A 17,642-nucleotide genomic window follows, 5' to 3' on the forward strand; every position below is an offset into this window, starting at 1 on the left:
CGCGCAAGCGTAGCGCCGCCGGGTAAAACAGGGTGGGGAGTTCAGGAACGCACCACCAGCGCGTCGTAGCCGCGCCAGCGATAGTTGGCCATGGAGATGAGCCAGCAGGCAACGAACAGCCCGACAACCACAAACCCGGCGTTGCCCAGGTTGTCATTTACCGCGCCGATCAGATCCCAGATGCCGCCGCTGAGGGCAAATTTATCCATCAGCAGGCCCAGCGCTTCCAGCCCGCCGATAAACAGCGCCACCACCACGGAGGTGCCGGTGATGGTCATGTTGTAGTAGAGCTTGCGCTGCGGTTTATCAAACGCCCAGCCGTAGGCACCGACCATCAGCAGGTTATCGAGCGTATCCACCAGCGCCATGCCGCTGGCGAAGAGCGCCGGGAAGATCATGATTGACCACACGGACATCCCGCTGGAGGCGCTGGCGGCGGAGATCCCCAGCACGCCAATTTCGGTGGCCGTGTCGAAACCGAGGCCAAACAGGAAACCCACCAGATACATCTGCCAGCTTTTATTGACGAGGCGGAAGGTTTTACCGAACAGCCAGTTCATAACGCCCCCCTGGGCAGGCAGCGTGACGTCACCCTGCACCGTCTGGCCCTTTTTCAGCGCCTGGAAACTGCGCCAGACGCCGCGCAGGATCACCATATTCACCAGCGCCATCGCCAGCAGGAAGGTGGCGGATACCGCAGTGCCAATCAGGCTGCCGGTTTCGTGGAACCATTCCATGTTTTTCTGAAACGCCGTGGCGGTGGCGGCGATGGCAATGGAGGCCAGCACCACGATGGTGGAGTGCCCCAGCGAGAACCACGCCCCCACCCCGCACGGGCGTTTGCCTTGCTGCATCATCTTACGCGTCACGGTATCAATGGCCGCGATGTGGTCGGCATCCACCGCATGGCGCAGCCCGTAGCACCACGCCAGCAGGCTGGCGGCCATCAGCGCCGTGCTGCCGCTAAAAGAGTGCCATGCCCATCCCCAGGCCAGCAGGTTTGCCATTACCAGAGCCAGCAGCAGAAGCGCGGCGCGAGGTTCGTTGCGTAACAGTCGTAACATTTTAAATCCTTTTTGAACATGACCGGGCAGCGGCAATCACCGCCTGCCCGAAGGAGATCGCTCCGTCACCTGCGGGCAGGCGCGAAGGAAAAAGAAGCGTAAAGTCAGAAAGATAATGACGCAGGCGCGCGCGCAGCAGGCGGTTGTGCAACACACCGCCGCTGAAGCAGATTGTCGAAATCGATAAGCGTCGGGCATGGCGCGCGGCGAGCTGAGCCAGCCCTTTTGCCAGCGCGTCGTGAAACGCCCACGCGCGCTCGCAGGGCTCCGCCTGCCAGTTCAGCCACTGCTGCCAGAACAGCGCAAGGTTATTTGCTTCCACAATCACCGGATGGTCAACGCCCGCGCACTGCGATGCCAGCGCCTCCAGCCTGCACGCTGCCTCGCCTTCGTAGCGCTGCGCGTCAATGCCCAGCGCGCAGGCGACCGCGTCAAACAAACGACCGCAGGACGACGCCTGCGGCGCGTTGATGCCACGCTGGATCGCCGTTGCCAGCAGCGGCCAGCTGTGGCGCTGAACCGCTCGCGTTTCCGGGTAGCGTTGCCAGTCCGGGACAAACGCCAGGCAGTGGGCGAGCAGATTACGCCACGGCTGCTTTGCCGCCAGATCGCCGCCCGGCAGCGCCACGGCAGGCAGGCCGCCGAGCCGTTCGCAGTCGAGATAGTTCACCCGCAGGCACTCTCCGCCCCACAGCGCGCCGTTCTCGCCCATGCCGATCCCGTCCAGCGTCAGAGCGATAGCGTCTCCGCCGCCGAGCGGCCAGCCGTTCTCCGCCAGGCACGCCGCCGCGTGAGCGTGATGATGCAGCACGGTTTCGACGAGCAGCGCCTGCTCCTGCGCCCACCGGTGCGCGCGATACCCCGGATGGGCATCGCACACCAGCTTATCAGGCTGGAAAGCGTAGATGTCCTGCATCGTCGAGAGCGCGCTGCGCCACTGCGCCTCTACGCCCTCGTCGCTCAGATCGCCAAAGTGCTGGCTCACCACCGCCTGGTTGCCGCGCACCAGGCAGAAGGTGTTTTTCATCTCTGCACCGGTGCACAGCATGGCGGGGATATTCTCAAAACCCGCGGGCAACGTGACGGCATCGGGCACAAAACCCCGGGCGCGACGCAGGATAGCGCCATCCCGATCCATCACCGAATCATCCATGCGCTGCAGGATGTCGCGGTTGTGCAGCAGGAAGCCGTCCGCGATGCCGCTGAGATCCTCCAGCGCCTGCGCGTTGGTGACGGCAGGCGGCCTGCCACTGAGGTTGCCGGAGGTCATCACCAGCGGGCGCCGGCAGTCCATCAGCAAAAGATGCTGGAGCGGGTTCGCGGGCAGCATCACGCCTACGCAGTCGAGCCCTGGGGCAATTTCCTCGGGAAACGCGGGAAGCGAAGCTTTCGGCGTCAGCACGATCGGTGCCGCTGGCGAGCGTAACAGCGTCTGTATCGTCTCCGGCAGATCGTCCGCATCCGGTAGCATCACCGCCAGCGGCTTCGTCGGGCGCTGCTTGCGTGCCCGCAGCGTCGCCACTGCCTGCGGGTTAAGCGCGTCGCAGACCAGATGAAATCCCCCCAGCCCTTTAACCGCCACGATCCCGCCGTTTTTCAGCCTCTTCACCGCCGCGTTTAAGGCCGATTCGCGAGTGGCAATAGTGTCTCCGGCTTGCCATTCCAGCTGCGGCCCGCAGTCCGGGCAGGCCACCGGCTGGGCGTGAAAGCGGCGGTCGGCCGGGTTGCGGTACTCAGTTTCGCACGGCGCGCAGAGCGGGAATGCGGCCATCGACGTGGCCGGACGGTCGTACGGCATGGCGCGGATAATGGTAAACCGCGGCCCGCAGTGGGTGCAGTTGATAAACGGGTAACGATAGCGGCGCTCGCGGGGATCGCGCATTTCAGCCAGACACGCCGGGCAGGTGGCGGCATCCGGCACGATTTGCGTATCCATCGCCCCGCGCTCGCTGTGGCGGATGGTAAAGTCCTCAGGCATGTCCGCCCAGGTGAACGGCTGCGTTTCAACGCGATCGATGCGCGCCAGCGGTGGGCAGTCCTGATGCAGCCTCGCGGTAAAGTCCCCCCCATTACCCGCGAGACGCACCAGGACACCCTCTCCGTCGTTGCAGACATCACCCACAAGCTTCAGCCGGTGCGCCAGCTGCCAGACGAAGGGCCGAAACCCCACGCCCTGCACTTTGCCGCGCACCCGAAGCAGTACGCCGTTAACGCTCATCGCAGCTTAAAACAGCAGCGATGACGAGGTGTCGAACGCCGCGCGACGGCGTTTTTCTGCGCTCATCTGCTCAAGCTTGTCACGATCCACGCAGACCAGCGCGTGCGTCGGGCAGGCCTCCATACAGGCCGGGCCGGCTTCGCGGTGATAGCAAAGATCGCATTTATTGGCTTCGGCTTTCTCCGCCCGCACGCTCAGCCCCATGCCGCTGTTGCGCACCACCGGGCGGACAACCACCTCCATCGCGCCATACGGACAGGCCACCACGCAGGTTTTGCAGCCGATGCAGCGCTCCTGCATCACGTGCACAAAGCCCTTCTCGCGCTTAATCGCCCCGTTCGGGCAGACGTTCGCGCACGGCGCATCTTCGCACTGGCGACAGATGGCGGCGGTGGAAATATTCACACCTTTAATGACGTGAATGCGCGGCAGGAAGGTATCGGGAGTGAGAGAGGCGCAATCCTGCTCCGCCTGATGGGAAACCACGCACGCCACTTCACAGGTACGGCAACCAATGCACTTGCTGGCATCGGCCATAATAAAACGGTTCATCTGCTTCTCCGGCATAACTGTTATGCGCGAAGCTATTCATAAACCGTGCCAATATTTAACGTACTGATTTTTAAGAATAATAAAAACGCAGCGTTTCTGTCATCGTCATTAGTGACGATGACAGATGTCGACGTCAGCGGTGCGGGCCATCGGTAACGGAGTCGCGCAGGACAAGCTCGCCAGAAAAGGTTTGCTGATATTTGAACTCTCCGCCGTCGAGCATGAAAATCAGGCGACTGACGATCTCCTGGATCATCGCCGTCACCGGAATACGCACGCTGGAGAGCGACGGCACGATGTAGGGCGCAATCGCCACGTCGTCAAAGCCGATAACGGACACCGCGTCCGGGGTGGCGACGCCGCTGTCGTGCAGCTGCTTGATGGCACCGATCGCCATATCGTCGTTGCTCGCCACCAGCGCGGTAAACGGTTCGCCGCGGGAGAGGAGTTGAGTGACCGCCGCCGCGCCGCTGGCCGGGTTCCACTTCCCTTCGGCGATAAGCGCGTCACGCGCTGCAATACCGTGCTGCGCCAGCGCATCCCTGTAACCGGAAAGACGCTCAACCCCGGTGGGGGAATCCAGCGAACCGGTGATAAAGGCAATCTCCCGGTGCCCTTTCGCAATCAGCTGCGACACCGCGTCCTGACACGAGGCTTTATGATCGGACCAGACGCTGTGGCTGCTGTTTTTCCGCAGGCGGCGGTTAAGCACCATAATCGGCTGCTCGCATTTCTCGACGAGCTCGTCCAGCTCTTCCACGCTCAGAAAACGCGGGTAGATAATTACCGCATCGCAGCGCATATCCAGCAGATACTGGATCGCCTCGCGCTCTTCTTCGGCGCTGTGCTTGCCGTCGGCGAGGATCAGCTGCCGCCCTTTTTCTTCCGTCATCCGCGCGGCGTTAAACAGCAGCTCGCTAAAGTAGACGCCGTGATACAGGGTGTTGGTCACTACCAGCCCAAGCGTCTGGGTGCGTTTGGTCGCCAGGTTTCGCGCCAGCAAGTTCGGGCGATAGCCGCTCTCTTCAATGGCCTGAAAAACCCGGTCTTTGGTCTCCTGACTAACGTAGCCGTTGCCCGACAACACCCGGGAGACCGTCGCTTTCGATACGCCTGCCCGCTTCGCCACTTCCAGCATCGTGGTCATATTGTTCTTCCATCCGAAACTCATGCGGGCAGTGTACTGCACCGCGAAAAAATTGTCGCAGCGACGACGTCACGCTTTCTACACCCCACTGCGATCTTCATCACGAAAAGAAAAAATGTCCAAAAAACGGTCTTGTTTCAACAAAAGAAACTCATGATGATTATGTGGAACCGGTTTCCTACATTTCACACAACGATAACAGGAACAGATCCGATGGCCAAAAACTACGCTGCGCTGGCAAACGACGTTATCAGCGCGCTGGGCGGCAAAGAGAACATCGTCGCCGTCACCCACTGCATGACGCGCCTGCGTTTCGTTCTGAAAGACGAAAATCTTACCGACGTTGCGCGCCTGAAAAGGATCAGCGGCGTGCTTGGCGTGGTGCGTAACGACAACCAGTGCCAGGTGATTATTGGCAACACGGTTTCACAGGCGTACCGCGAAGTAGTGAGCCTGCTGCCCGTTGACCTGCAGCCCGTGGTACCGGAAGGCCCGCAGAAGCTGACGTTACGCCGCATTGGCGCCGGGATCCTCGACGCGCTGATCGGCACCATGTCGCCGCTGATCCCGGCGATCATCGGCGGTTCGATGGTCAAGCTGCTGGCGATGATCCTCGAAATGACTGGCGTGCTGGAAAAAGGCGCGCCGACGCTCACCATTTTGACGGTCATTGGCGACGGGGCGTTCTTCTTCCTGCCGCTGATGGTGGCGGCCTCGGCGGCGGTGAAGTTTAAAACCAACATGTCGCTGGCGATTGCCATCGCGGGCGTGCTGGTGCACCCGAGCTTTATCGAGCTGATGGCGAAAGCCGCGCAGGGCGAGCACGTTGAGTTCGCCTTTATCCCGGTGACGGCGGTGAAATACACCTATACGGTGATCCCGGCGCTGGTGATGACCTGGTGCCTGTCGTATATCGAACGCTGGGTGGATCGCATCACCCCGGCGGTGACCAAAAACTTCCTCAAGCCGATGCTGATCGTGCTGATTGCCGCCCCGCTCGCCATCGTGCTGATTGGCCCGCTGGGGATCTGGATCGGTAGCGCCATCTCCGCGCTGGTTTACACCATTCACGGCTACCTGGGCTGGCTCTCCGTCGCCATCATGGGCGCACTGTGGCCGCTGCTTGTGATGACCGGGATGCACCGCGTGTTTACGCCGACAATCATTCAGACCATTGCCGAAACGGGCAAAGAAGGAATGGTGATGCCGTCAGAAATCGGCGCCAACCTGTCGCTCGGCGGCTCGTCGCTGGCGGTGGCATGGAAAACGAAAAACCCGGAACTGCGCCAGACGGCGCTGGCCGCGGCGGCCTCCGCCATCATGGCGGGGATCTCTGAACCGGCCCTGTACGGCGTAGCGGTACGCCTGAAGCGTCCGCTGATTGCGAGCCTGATCAGCGGCTTTATCTGCGGCGCGGTGGCGGGTATGGCAGGCCTTGCCAGCCACTCGATGGCGGCGCCGGGGCTGTTTACCAGCGTGCAGTTCTTCGACCCGGCCAACCCAATGACCATCGTCTGGGTGTTTGGCGTAATGGGGCTGGCCGTGGTGCTGTCATTTGTTCTGACCCTGCTGTTAGGGTTTGAGGATATTCCGGTCGAAGACGAGGCTGAAAAAGCGCGCGCCCTGCAGACCGCACCGGTACAGAACAACGCAGCAAAAGCATAAATTGAAAGCGAGGTAAGAATGTCTGTTTTTCCACAAGGATTTTTATGGGGCGGCGCGCTTGCCGCCAACCAGAGTGAAGGTGCTTACCGTGAAGGCGGCAAAGGACTGACGACGGTCGATATGATCCCCCACGGCGCGAACCGCCTGGCGGTGAAGCTGGGTAAGGAAAAGCGTTTTTCGCTGCGTGACGATGAGTTTTACCCGAGCCACGAGGCGATTGATTTTTACCATCGCTATAAAGAGGACATCGCCCTGATGGCGGAGATGGGCTTTACGGTGTTCCGCACCTCGATTGCCTGGAGCCGCCTCTATCCGAACGGCGACGAGCCGCTGCCAAATAAAGAGGGCATCGCCTTCTACCGCGAGGTGTTCGAGGAGTGTAAAAAGTACAACATTGAGCCGCTGGTAACGCTCTGCCACTTCGACGTGCCGATGCACCTGGTGACGGAGTACGGCTCCTGGCGCAACCGTAAGATGGTCGATTTCTTCGCCCGCTACGCCCGCACCTGCTTCGAGGAATTTAACGGGCTGGTGAAATACTGGCTGACCTTCAACGAAATCAACATCATGCTGCACAGCCCGTTCTCCGGCGCGGGGCTGGTGTTTGAGGAAGGTGAAAACGAGGATCAGGTGAAATACCAGGCCGCACACCACGAACTGGTGGCGAGCGCTCTGGCGACCAAAATTGCTCACGAGGTGAACCCGGAAAACCTGGTCGGCTGCATGCTGGCGGGCGGTAACTTCTACCCGTACTCCTGCAAGCCGGAAGACGTGTGGATGGCGCTGGAAAAAGACCGCGAGAACCTGTTCTTTATCGACGTGCAGGCGCGCGGCAGCTATCCGGCCTACTCTGCCCGCGTGTTCCGCGAAAAAGGCGTTGTGATTGTGAAAGATCCCGGCGACGACGAACTGCTGAAAAACACCGTCGATTTTGTCTCGTTCAGCTATTACGCCTCGCGCTGCGCGTCGGCGGACATGAACGCGGGCAACACCAGCGCGGCGAACATCGTGAAGTCCCTGCGTAACCCGCATATTCAGGTAAGCGAGTGGGGCTGGGGCATCGATCCGCTCGGCCTGCGTATCACCATGAACATGATGTACGACCGCTACCAGAAGCCGCTGTTCCTGGTGGAAAACGGCCTGGGAGCGAAAGATGTCGTTGATGAAAACGGCGAGATTAACGACGACTACCGCATCAGCTATCTGCGCGAGCATATCCGCGCGATGGGCGATGCGATTGAGGACGGCGTGCCGCTGATGGGCTACACCACCTGGGGCTGCATCGACCTGGTGTCGGCCTCAACGGGCGAGATGAGCAAGCGCTACGGGTTTGTGTACGTTGACCGCGACGACGCCGGGAACGGCACGCTGGAGAGAAAGCGCAAGAAGTCGTTCTGGTGGTATAAGAAGGTGATTGCGAGTAACGGGGCGGATCTGGCGTAGCCTGTTGCCCGGTGGCGCTGCGCTTACCGGGCCTACGGTTTTGTAGGCCGGGTAAGGCGTAGCCGCCACCCGGCACTGCTCAGAGCGGAGAAAACCCTCCATCCCCAACCCACCCTGCCAGCCGCGAATAAACCTCTTCCACCGCATCTTTCACCGGCGGCGTCATCGGGTAATAAAACCCGACTATGTCCGGCTGGATCCCTAAAAACAGCACCTCGCCCACGTCGTCTTTAATCTGATCGACCAGGTAGTTCAGCGGCATATTGTGGGTGGTCATCATAAACATCTCGGCGATGTCGTCCGGATCAATCAGGCGGATTTCGCCCGGGTTCAGCCCCATATCGGTGGCATCGACAATCAACAGCCTCTCCGGACTCAGCTCGCGAATGGCGACTACATCGTTTTCCGGCGCGCTGCCGCCGTCAATCACCACCCAGTCGCCCTGCGGGTTCGCGGCGCACATCTCCGCCAGCAGCGGGCCCGCGCCGTCGTCGCCCATCATGCTGTTGCCGACACACAGTAAAACGTCAGTCACGTAATCTCCTCACCATCAGGTAGATGGCGCTCTCCTGATGAATATCGTGCAGCATGCCGAGCAGCGTTTTGCTCCACGCCTGCTGCGCCGGGGTTTGCCTGCCGAGCGCGGCGTCAAAGGCGTTGGCGAGCATCGTGATATGGTTGGCGTCGATGACGATCTCGCCATACTTCGGTACGCCCTCCATCTTGCGCCGCGCGGTGCTGCCCTCCTCCAGCGTGGCGATCCACGCCAGGTATTCCGTCCACGGGCAGCTGAGCGCCGCCTCCAGACAGTCGATCACCCCGAGGTGGTGCCCAATCGCCAGGCTGTAATAGACCACCTGCTGCGCCGCATCCGGCGTGGCATCGTTCTCATCAATAAACTTACGGCTCAGCTGGCTGAACACCACCGTTTCACTCATCGGATACGCGCCTCATCCACAATGCTGTTCAGGTTTGCCACGATCTCATTGAGACGCGGATCGTTTTCCGCCTCCAGCCAGCGCGCCACCTGATGGTCGCCCTGGCTCAGCAGGCGCAGGTAATCGTCGGCAATCTGACGCCCGTAGCGATAGCCCGCCAGCCTGCGCGCCGTGCGGTCCACCTTCACGCGCAGCGGCTGCACCATGTCCGGATGCAGAATGGCCGCGGGCTGGTTGTCGATATCGCCAGGGGCGCGGGCGTGGATCTTCTGCTCCAGCAGGCCGAGCGCCATCGCAAAGCCGTACAGCGTGGCGGCGGGCGTCGGCGGGCAGCCCGGAATATAGACATCCACCGGCACGATTTTGTCGGTGCCGCCCCAGACGCAGTAAAGATCGTGGAAGATGCCGCCGCTGTTGCCGCAGGCGCCGTAGGAGATGCAGATTTTCGGATCCGGCGCGGACTGCCAGGCGCGCAGCGCGGGCGATCGCATGGCGCGGGTCACCGCCCCGGTAAACAGCAGAATGTCCGCATGACGCGGGGACGGTACCACTTTGATGCCGAAGCGCTCGGCGTCAAATAGCGGCGACAGGGTGGCGAAGATCTCGATCTCACAGCCGTTGCAGCCGCCGCAGTCCACGCGGTAGACGTAAGCCGAGCGTTTGATTTTTTTCAGTAGCGACGCCTTCATGCTGGCGATGGACTCCTCCACCGTCAGCGGCACCGGAATGCCGTTATCGTCGCGCGGGCCGAGTAAGTTTTCCATCAGTTGGCCTCTCTCATATGGCGGGTAATATCAATGCGGTTGGACGGCAGCAGGCACTTCTGACGTTTGCACTCCGGGCAGGTTTCGAAGCTTTCGCGGTGATGCTCCGCGCGGGCGTCGCCGTTGTGCTGCAGCAGCGCGATGGCGTAGTCGATCTCTTTTTGCACGGCGAACGGACGCTTGCAGACGCGGCAATTGCACAGCGCGAAGCGCGACTGCTGGAGAAAATCCTCTTTTTTCCACACCGCCAGCTCGTACTCCTGGGAAAGTCGAATGGCGACCGTCGGGCAGACCTCCTCGCAGCGGCCGCAGAAGATGCAGCGCCCGAGGTTAAACTGCCAGGCCAGCTCGCCGGTTTTAAGATCCGTTTCCACCGTTAAGGCGTTCGACGGGCAGGCGTTGACGCAGGCCGCGCAGCCGATGCACTGCTGCGGGTTGTGCTCCGGCTTGCCGCGAAAGTTTTTATCCACCGGGATCGGCTCCAGCGGATAGCTGCTGGTCTGCGCGCCGGTTTTGATCACTTTTTTGATAAAGGTAAACATGGCGTGTCCTTATTTCAGCGGCGAGTTCTTGCGCTCGATGCTGTAGCGCTCAAGCTCTTTGTACGGCACCACCTGGCTTTTCTTCTTGCGCACGTCCACCACCGTCATGCGGTCGGTGCAGGAGTAGCACGGATCGAGGCTGCCGATGATCAGCGGGGCGTCAGAGACCGTGTTACCGCGCAGCATATAGCGCAGGGTAGGCCAGTTGGCGTAGGTCGCCGCGCGACAGCGCCAGCGGTAGAGCTTCTGATTGTCACCGGTCATGCTCCAGTGGATGTCGTCCCCGCGCGGCGCTTCGGCAAAGCCGAGGGCAAAGCGGTTTGGAATGTAGGTGAAGCCCTCCACCATCAGCGGACCGCCCGGCAGGTTGTCCAGGCCGAAGTCAATCATGTTCAGGGCGGTGTAGACCTCGTTGATACGCACCTTGAGGCGAGAAATAACGTCGCAGCCCTGTTCGCTGTGCACGGTCATCGGCAGCAGGCCGTAGCCGACGAACGGGTGATCGGCGCGGGTGTCGCGGGCGTGGCCGCTGGCGCGCACCATCGGGCCGACATTGCTGAAGTCGCGGGCAATTTCCGGATCGAGGCGACCAATCCCGACGGTGCGCTGCTCGATGTTTGGCGTGCTGAGCAGCATGTCCACCAGATCCTGCACGTCGCGACGCATCTGCTGCGCCAGCTGGCGGGTCTTGATCATGTCGTCTTTCAGCAGGTCGCGGCGGATCCCGCCGATCAGGTTCAGGCCGTAAGTTTTACGCGCCCCGGTGAGGATCTCCGCCATCTTCATCGACGCTTCGCGCACGCGGAAGAACTGCATAAACCCGGAGTCAAAGCCGACGAAGTGACACGCCAGGCCGAGGTTCAGCAGGTGCGAGTGCAGGCGCTCCACCTCCAGCAGAATGGCGCGGATCATCTGCGCGCGCTCCGGCACCACGATCCCCATGCCGTTCTCCACCGAGGTGGTGTAGGCGGTGCTATGGGCGAAGCCGCAGATGCCGCACACGCGGTCAGAGAGGAACGTGACCTCGTTGTAGCCCATGCGGGTTTCCGCCAGCTTCTCCATGCCGCGGTGGACGTAGAACAGGCGGTAGTCGGCGTCGATGATATTTTCGCCGTCGACGAACAGGCGGAAGTGGCCCGGTTCGTCGGAGGTGACGTGCAGCGGGCCGATCGGCACCACGTTGTTCTTCTTGCTGCCCAGCTCGTTGATGAACTCGTAGGTTTCGCTGTCGGTGGTCGGGGCCGGACGCTGGCGGTAATCCATGCTGTCCTTACGCAGCGGATAGAGTTCATCCGGCCAGTCGTCCGGCAGCACCAGACGACGCTCGTCCGGCAGGCCGACCGGCACCAGGCCGTACATGTCGCGCACCTCGCGCTCACCCCAGACGGCGGCAGGAACGCGCGGCGTCACGGACGGGTATTCCGGCTTATTCGGGTCGACCTCGACGCGCACGGTGAGCCAGCACTTCTCGCCCTGCTCCATCGACATCACGTAGTACACCGCGTAGTTACCGCACAGCTGACGCTCGTCGTTACCGAACAGCACCGACAGCCAGCCGCCCTGCTGGTAATAGAGAAACTCCACCACTTCCGGCAGGTAGTTCACCTTCACGGTAATGGTGATCTGATCTTTGGTTTGCCAGGACTCCTCCAGCACCACGCCGGGGAAAGCCTGATGCAACGCGGCGAGATACTGCTGACCTTTCTTTTCTTCAGACATAAATACTCTCTTTAATCACGCCACCAGCAAGGAGACGAACGCTAAAAATGCAAAACCAAAACCGGCCCAGGTGATGCGCGAGGTTGCCGCAAAACGCAGGCGCGCCATGCTGTTCTCAAACAGGGCGATGACCAGCGCGCCGACCAGCAGCTTGAGGGCGGCCACCACCACGGCCAGCAGCAGGCCGCCTGCAGAGAAGTGCGTCATCTGCCCCCACGGGAAGAAAACGCCCACAAACATCTGCAACACCACCAATTGCTTAAGGCTGATGCCCCACTTCAGCACCGCGAAGCCGTAGCCGCTGTACTCGGTGAGCGGCCCTTCCTGTAGCTCCTGCTCCGCTTCCGCGAGATCGAACGGCAGCTTGCCCATCTCAATAAACGTGGCGAACGCGCAGGCGCAGAGTGCCAGCACGAGCGGGATGGAGCGGGCCACCGGCCAGTGGTAAACGGTGTCGGTGATAAAACTGATGTGGGTCGAACCTGCAACCTGCGCGGCCACCCACAGCCCCAGCAGCAGGATCGGCTCAACCAGCACGCCGAGCATCGCCTCGCGGCTGGCGCCGATGCCGGTAAACGGGCTGCCGGTGTCCAGGCCCGCAATCGCAAAGAAGAAGCGCGCGATGGCGAAGAGATAGATGAGCGTAATCAGATCGCCGAGCACCGGCAGCGGCGAGCCTACCGTGACCACCGGCAGCGCGGTGGCGATGGTGAGCATCACGCCGACCATCACGAACGGCGTCAGGCGGAACACCCAGCCCGCGGCATCCGGCGCGACGCTCTGGCGGGAGAGCAGCTTGAAGAGATCGCGGTACTCCTGGAGCACGCCGGGCCCGCGACGGTTGTGCATTCGGGCGCGCGCCACGCGCGTGATGCCCGACAGCAGCGGCGCGGCGGCGAACAGCACCAGCGCCTGAAGAATTGCCAGTAACAGACTCATGTCAGGCTCCTCGTGAAATCACAATCACCACCAGCACCGCCAGCTCGATCAGCGCCAGTCGGCGGAACAGCACGGGCACGGCAGCACTCTGCCAGCCCGGCACCCAGCCCTGCGGGTTAAGCCACTGGCGCAGCTTCAGCACGGCGGCGAAGTTCTCCTTCACCGGCATGGCAAAACCGTGGGCGGTAATGACCATCGACGGCTCGTGTTGGTAGCCGCAGGCCCACGCCGCGCCGCGCGAGCGGGAGGCGAGACGGTCGCATCTGAAGAACAGCATCAGCACGAACGGCAGGAGCGGCCCGGCGATCAGCAGCAGCGCCATCATCGGCTGGGAGACAACGGTATGCGCCGTCGCCAGCGGCAGCGGAACGGCGTGGCCCAGCAGCGGCAGCAGCCACGGCGCGGCAACCCCGCCCGCAATGCAGCACAGCGCCAGCGCGACCACGCTGGTGGCCATCAGTACCGGGGCGCAGCAGGCGTTCTCCGCTTCACGGGTGCGCGGCGCGCCGAGGAAGGTGACGCCGTAGACTTTCGCCATGCACATCACCGCCAGCGCCCCGGTAATCGCCAGGCCCACCGCCAGCAGCGGGCCGAGCAGCCGCGCGATAAACGCGTCGCTCTGGCCGAGCGCGAAGAAGGACTGATAGATCACCCACTCCCCGGCAAAGCCGTTCAGCGGCGGCAGCGCGGCCATCGCCATCAGCCCCACCAGCATGGCGAGTGAAATCATCGGCATCTTTTTGCCAATCCCACCGAGCTTTTCGATATCGCGATGGCCGGTGCGGAACCAGACGCTGCCCGCGCCGAGAAACAGAGTGGTTTTAAACAGGCTATGGTTGACGAGGTGATACAGACCGCCGACAAACCCGGCAGCAATCAGCGCCGGTTGGTTGAGCGCCAGCCCGGTGACGCCCGCGCCCAAGCCGAGCAGGATGATGCCGATGTTTTCCAGGGTGTGATAGGCCAGCAGACGCTGGATGTTGTGCTCCATCAGGGCGTACAGGCCGCCGACAAAGGCGGTGATCATCCCCGCAATCAGCAGCGCTACCCCCCACCACAGCGGCGGCTGACCGCCCGTCAGGGTAATCGTCAAAATGCCGAACAGACCGACCTTCATTACCACCGTCGAAAACAGCGCGGCGGCGGGCGCAGAGGCATTCGCGTGCGCCTGGGGGACCCAACCGTGCAGCGGGATAATCCCGGCCAGCAGGCCAAAGCCGAGTGCGCCCAGCAGCCAGACGTCGTTCCCCAGCGGCTGGCCGTTAAGCGCGGCAAAGTCCAGGGTGCCGAAACGCTGCCACACCAGCCAGCAGGCCAGCGCCAGCAGCAGCGTGCCGAGGCGTCCGAGTGCAAACCACAGCTTGCCGGAGGCGCTGCAGCCGGTCAGGAACACGCCACACAGCGCCATGATCTCCGCCATAACCACCAGCGCGCCGAGGTTGCTGGCGATAACCGTGCAGACCGCGGCGGCCATCAGCAGATTGACCAGCAGGCCGTTGGCTTTGGTCTGCTGATGGCGGTGCCAGTCGATATTGAACAGGCTGATAAACAGCCCGCACAGGCCAAAGGTCACCAGCCAGATGGCGTTCAGCGGCGTAATCGCCACGGTATGGCGAATCAGCGGCATGAGTGTATCCACGGATTGTCCGCCGAGCAGGACGACACCGCCCGCCGCCAGCGTCATCAGGCTGCCGACCGCCCCGCCGATACCGGCTATCCAGCCGCTCAGGGTTTTATGGAAAGAGAACACCAGCGCCAGCGCGGCGGCAGCGGCAAAGTACGCCACGGCGCTGTTAATCATAAATATCGCGTTCATTTCGCCCCCTCGTTAAGCGCCTGCAGAAGCGAAAGATCGCCGACGTCGGTATTAATGGTCAGCTCGCGCTTGCGCCTGCTGGTGCGGGCGATATCGCGGATGTTAACCAGGATCAGCGCTTTGGTCGGGCAGGTCCGCACGCAGGCCGGGCCCTGTTCGTCAAAGCTGCACAGGTCGCACTTCACCGCAATAGCGCGGATGCCGGGCACCCAGTCCAGGAGCGTGCTCACGCGTGCCGGAGCCGGTGGCGCAGGCGGCGCTTTCGGGGTATTGGCGTTCGCCGGGATATGCAGCGGGCGGCTGCCGGAGAATTCAATGGCACCGAACGGGCAGGCGATGCCGCACAGCTTGCAGCTCACGCACAGGCTTTCGTTCAGTTGGACCGCGCCATCGACGCGGGTGATGGCATTGACGGGACACACGCCCGCGCACGGGGCATCTTCACAGTGGTGGCAGAGCTGCGGGGCAGACTCTTTCTCATTACGCATGACGCGCAGGCGCGGCATGGACTGCAGCCCGTGCAGGCGGTGCGTTTCCGAACACGCCGCCTCACAGGTCCGACAGCCAATACAGACCGTCGAGTCAGCAATTACAAAACGGTTCACCGGGCAATCCTCTGGTGATGGTCATTTTTGACGACGAAAAACTGTCTCATCGACACTTTTCGACATTCGGTTATCAGGCAAGATTTGCGGGGGCCTTTCCCACGACGAGCTGTTTGAGGTCGACCGGCAAGTCGTGCTCAACCGCGGCGTAGAGACCGTTGTAAACCGGCGCGATTTTCTCCAGATAGTGCTCAAGCACCTGCTGGCGATCGCGGTTGCTGACGTAGCCGTCAACCATGCCGTCGGCCATCAGCTGCGCCTGCGCAATACGTTGTTTTTCACCCTCTTTATTCTCAACGTAGTACTCGATGGTGTGGCTGTTAAAGCTGTCTGCCAGGGTCACAAAGACCGTGAAATGACCGAACAGGACAAAGCGCATATCCCCCTGCGCCGCACAGCTCATCGCATGATGCAGTCGGGCTTTTGACAGGGTAATCCCCTGAACCAGAGAGTTACAGTAGAGGTGCCACTGATCCTGAAGCTGCTGGTGGCGCTGCGCGATGTAATCCGCTTTTTCGCTAATTTCCCAAATAGTCATAGAAGGTATCCGGTTAATGGAGATAGCGGCTGTTAAGCAGATTCCGTGCCAGTTTTTAATTTGTTGATTTGAATAATTTTTATCAAAAAAGACACTGTCAACGCCGCCGTGTCGACGTGTCATTTCGACAGCGCTGACATCGTCACGCCGTAACGCAAATCAAGCTGGCACCGTTATTGCATTTACTGGCGCAAATCATTGAGGAGGCGTCATGCACGAAATCACCCTCTGCCAGCGGGCTCTGGAACTTATCGAACAGCAGGCAGTGCAAAACCACGCGAAGCGCGTCACCGGCGTCTGGCTGAAGATCGGGGCGTTTTCCTGCGTCGAGACCAGCGCCCTGAACTTTTGTTTTGAACTGGTGTGCCGCGGCACGCTGGCGGAAGGCTGCGCGCTGCATATCGACGAGCAGCAGGCGGAGTGCTGGTGCGAGCAGTGCCAGCAGTACGTCACCCTGCTCTCATCAAAGGTTCAGCGCTGCCCGCAGTGTCAGAGCACGGGTCTTCGCATCGTGGCGGATGACGGTATGCAGATCCAACGCCTCGAAATCGAGAAGGAGTAATGTATGTGTAGCACCTGCGGTTGCGCCGAAGGCAACCTGTATATAGAAGGGGATGAACACCGTCCCCACTCCGCGTTTCGCTCCGCGCCCTTTTCCCCTGCCCCGCGTCCTGCGGCGGCCCTGACCGGCATCACCTTTGCACCGCAACGTTCCGACGCGGGCGATCTGCATTACGGCCACGGCGAAGCGGGGACCCACGCGCCGGGAATGAGCCAGCGCCAGATGCTGGAGGTGGAGATCGACGTGCTGGACAAAAATAACCAGATCGCCGCCCGCAACCGCGCCCGCTTTGCCGCGCGTCAACTGCTGGTGCTGAACCTGGTCTCCAGCCCCGGCTCCGGTAAAACCACCCTGCTGACCGAAACCCTCAAACGGCTGAACCAACGCATCTCCTGCGCGGTGATCGAAGGCGATCAACAAACCGTTAACGACGCAGCGCGCATCCGCGAAACCGGGACGCCCGCCATTCAGGTTAACACCGGCAAGGGCTGCCACCTGGATGCGCAGATGATTGCCGACGCCGCCCCTCGCCTGCCGCTGGCGGATAACGGCATCCTGTTTATCGAAAACGTCGGTAACCTGGTATGCCCGGCAAGCTTCGACCTCGGCGAACGGCATAAAGTGGCGGTGCTCTCCGTGACCGAAGGGGAGGACAAGCCGCTGAAGTACCCGCACATGTTCGCCGCCGCCTCCCTCATGCTGCTGAACAAAGTCGATCTGCTGCCGTACCTGAACTTCGACGTGGATAAGTGCCTTGCCTATGCCCGCGAGGTGAACCCGGACATTCACATCCTGCTGGTTTCCGCCACGCGCGGCGACGGCATGGACGCATGGCTGGACTGGCTGGAGAGCGAACGATGTGCATAGGCGTACCGGGACAAATCCATTCCCTCGACGGCAATCAGGCTAAAGTGGAGGTTTGCGGCATCCTGCGCGACGTCGACCTGACGCTGGTGGGCAGCACCGATGAGACGGGCGCGTCGCGCCTCGGCCAGTGGGTGCTGGTCCACGTGGGGTTTGCGATGAGCGTGATTAACGAAGCGGAAGCCCGCGACACGCTGGACGCGCTGCAAAACATGTTTGACGTGGAGCCGGACGTGGGCGCGCTGCTGTACGGCGAGGAGCGATAG

General features: G+C 61.7%; 18 protein-coding genes. 5 read left to right on the forward strand and 13 right to left on the reverse strand.

Annotated elements, in window-relative coordinates; all coding sequences use genetic code 11:
- Positions 1 to 41: 41 nt before the first annotated feature.
- The 4 genes from IM271_RS03020 to IM271_RS03035 form a co-directional block, all read right to left on the reverse strand.
- Positions 42 to 1,064: a HoxN/HupN/NixA family nickel/cobalt transporter gene (locus IM271_RS03020; protein WP_045261259.1), complete on the reverse strand. Its 1,023-nt coding sequence runs from the start codon at positions 1,062 to 1,064 to the stop codon at positions 42 to 44.
- A gap of 1 nt (position 1,065) precedes the next feature.
- On the reverse strand, positions 1,066 to 3,282 hold the full coding sequence (gene hypF / locus IM271_RS03025; protein ID WP_193052150.1) for a carbamoyltransferase HypF: 2,217 nt from the start codon (positions 3,280 to 3,282) through the stop codon (positions 1,066 to 1,068).
- 6 nt (positions 3,283 to 3,288) lie between these two features.
- The gene (gene hydN / locus IM271_RS03030; RefSeq protein WP_008499565.1) at positions 3,289 to 3,834 is read right to left on the reverse strand and encodes an electron transport protein HydN; all 546 of its coding nucleotides are present in this window, start codon (positions 3,832 to 3,834) and stop codon (positions 3,289 to 3,291) included.
- A 133-nt stretch (positions 3,835 to 3,967) separates the two neighbouring features.
- Positions 3,968 to 4,981, reverse strand: a complete 1,014-nt coding sequence (locus IM271_RS03035) for a LacI family DNA-binding transcriptional regulator (protein WP_032644912.1) — start codon at positions 4,979 to 4,981, stop codon at positions 3,968 to 3,970.
- Between the two features lie 213 nt (positions 4,982 to 5,194).
- On the opposite strand from IM271_RS03035, the gene ascF reads away from it, so the two are divergent.
- Both ascF and IM271_RS03045 read left to right on the forward strand, forming a co-directional pair.
- Positions 5,195 to 6,646 (forward strand): PTS cellobiose/arbutin/salicin transporter subunit IIBC, encoded by a 1,452-nt coding sequence (gene ascF / locus IM271_RS03040; RefSeq protein WP_193052151.1) that lies wholly within the window; start codon positions 5,195 to 5,197, stop codon positions 6,644 to 6,646.
- Between the two features lie 18 nt (positions 6,647 to 6,664).
- Complete coding sequence (locus tag IM271_RS03045) at positions 6,665 to 8,089, forward strand: 6-phospho-beta-glucosidase (protein ID WP_193052152.1); 1,425 nt, start codon at positions 6,665 to 6,667, stop codon at positions 8,087 to 8,089.
- Positions 8,090 to 8,168: 79 nt separating this feature from the next.
- Here the strand turns inward: IM271_RS03045 and hycI are convergent, their stop codons facing one another.
- The 9 genes from hycI to hycA form a co-directional block, all read right to left on the reverse strand.
- Complete coding sequence (hycI, locus tag IM271_RS03050) at positions 8,169 to 8,624, reverse strand: hydrogenase maturation peptidase HycI (protein ID WP_193052153.1); 456 nt, start codon at positions 8,622 to 8,624, stop codon at positions 8,169 to 8,171.
- On the reverse strand, positions 8,617 to 9,027 hold the full coding sequence (locus IM271_RS03055; RefSeq protein WP_059358065.1) for a formate hydrogenlyase maturation HycH family protein: 411 nt from the start codon (positions 9,025 to 9,027) through the stop codon (positions 8,617 to 8,619). The genes hycI and IM271_RS03055 overlap by 8 nt, the downstream gene beginning before the upstream one ends.
- The gene (locus IM271_RS03060) at positions 9,024 to 9,791 is read right to left on the reverse strand and encodes an NADH-quinone oxidoreductase subunit B family protein (RefSeq protein WP_047367500.1); all 768 of its coding nucleotides are present in this window, start codon (positions 9,789 to 9,791) and stop codon (positions 9,024 to 9,026) included. Before IM271_RS03060 ends, IM271_RS03055 begins: the two co-directional genes overlap by 4 nt.
- Positions 9,791 to 10,333 (reverse strand): formate hydrogenlyase complex iron-sulfur subunit, encoded by a 543-nt coding sequence (locus tag IM271_RS03065; protein WP_193052154.1) that lies wholly within the window; start codon positions 10,331 to 10,333, stop codon positions 9,791 to 9,793. Before IM271_RS03065 ends, IM271_RS03060 begins: the two co-directional genes overlap by 1 nt.
- Before the next feature lie 9 nt (positions 10,334 to 10,342).
- Positions 10,343 to 12,052: a formate hydrogenlyase subunit HycE gene (gene hycE, locus IM271_RS03070; RefSeq protein ID WP_049138413.1), complete on the reverse strand. Its 1,710-nt coding sequence runs from the start codon at positions 12,050 to 12,052 to the stop codon at positions 10,343 to 10,345.
- Between the two features lie 15 nt (positions 12,053 to 12,067).
- Positions 12,068 to 12,991: a respiratory chain complex I subunit 1 family protein gene (locus tag IM271_RS03075; RefSeq protein ID WP_045629931.1), complete on the reverse strand. Its 924-nt coding sequence runs from the start codon at positions 12,989 to 12,991 to the stop codon at positions 12,068 to 12,070.
- A 1-nt stretch (position 12,992) separates the two neighbouring features.
- Entirely contained in the window at positions 12,993 to 14,807 is a 1,815-nt protein-coding gene (gene hycC, locus IM271_RS03080; RefSeq protein ID WP_193052155.1) for a formate hydrogenlyase subunit 3, read from the reverse strand.
- Positions 14,804 to 15,412, reverse strand: a complete 609-nt coding sequence (locus IM271_RS03085; RefSeq protein ID WP_028014215.1) for a 4Fe-4S dicluster domain-containing protein — start codon at positions 15,410 to 15,412, stop codon at positions 14,804 to 14,806. Before IM271_RS03085 ends, hycC begins: the two co-directional genes overlap by 4 nt.
- A 73-nt stretch (positions 15,413 to 15,485) precedes the next feature.
- Positions 15,486 to 15,950: a formate hydrogenlyase regulator HycA gene (hycA, locus tag IM271_RS03090; RefSeq protein WP_041908468.1), complete on the reverse strand. Its 465-nt coding sequence runs from the start codon at positions 15,948 to 15,950 to the stop codon at positions 15,486 to 15,488.
- A gap of 211 nt (positions 15,951 to 16,161) precedes the next feature.
- Here hycA and hypA point away from each other — a divergent pair, with 211 nt between their 5' ends.
- Genes hypA through IM271_RS03105 form a run of 3 tightly spaced genes read left to right on the forward strand, consistent with a single transcriptional unit; the run spans position 16,162 to position 17,642 of the window.
- Positions 16,162 to 16,512 (forward strand): hydrogenase maturation nickel metallochaperone HypA, encoded by a 351-nt coding sequence (gene hypA / locus IM271_RS03095; protein WP_193052156.1) that lies wholly within the window; start codon positions 16,162 to 16,164, stop codon positions 16,510 to 16,512.
- 3 nt (positions 16,513 to 16,515) lie between these two features.
- The gene (gene hypB, locus IM271_RS03100; protein ID WP_193052157.1) at positions 16,516 to 17,379 is read left to right on the forward strand and encodes a hydrogenase nickel incorporation protein HypB; all 864 of its coding nucleotides are present in this window, start codon (positions 16,516 to 16,518) and stop codon (positions 17,377 to 17,379) included.
- Entirely contained in the window at positions 17,370 to 17,642 is a 273-nt protein-coding gene (locus tag IM271_RS03105) for a HypC/HybG/HupF family hydrogenase formation chaperone (RefSeq protein WP_028014219.1), read from the forward strand. Before hypB ends, IM271_RS03105 begins: the two co-directional genes overlap by 10 nt.

Source organism: Enterobacter cloacae complex sp. I3, assembly GCF_014896175.1.
Classification (GTDB): domain Bacteria; phylum Pseudomonadota; class Gammaproteobacteria; order Enterobacterales; family Enterobacteriaceae; genus Enterobacter; species Enterobacter bugandensis.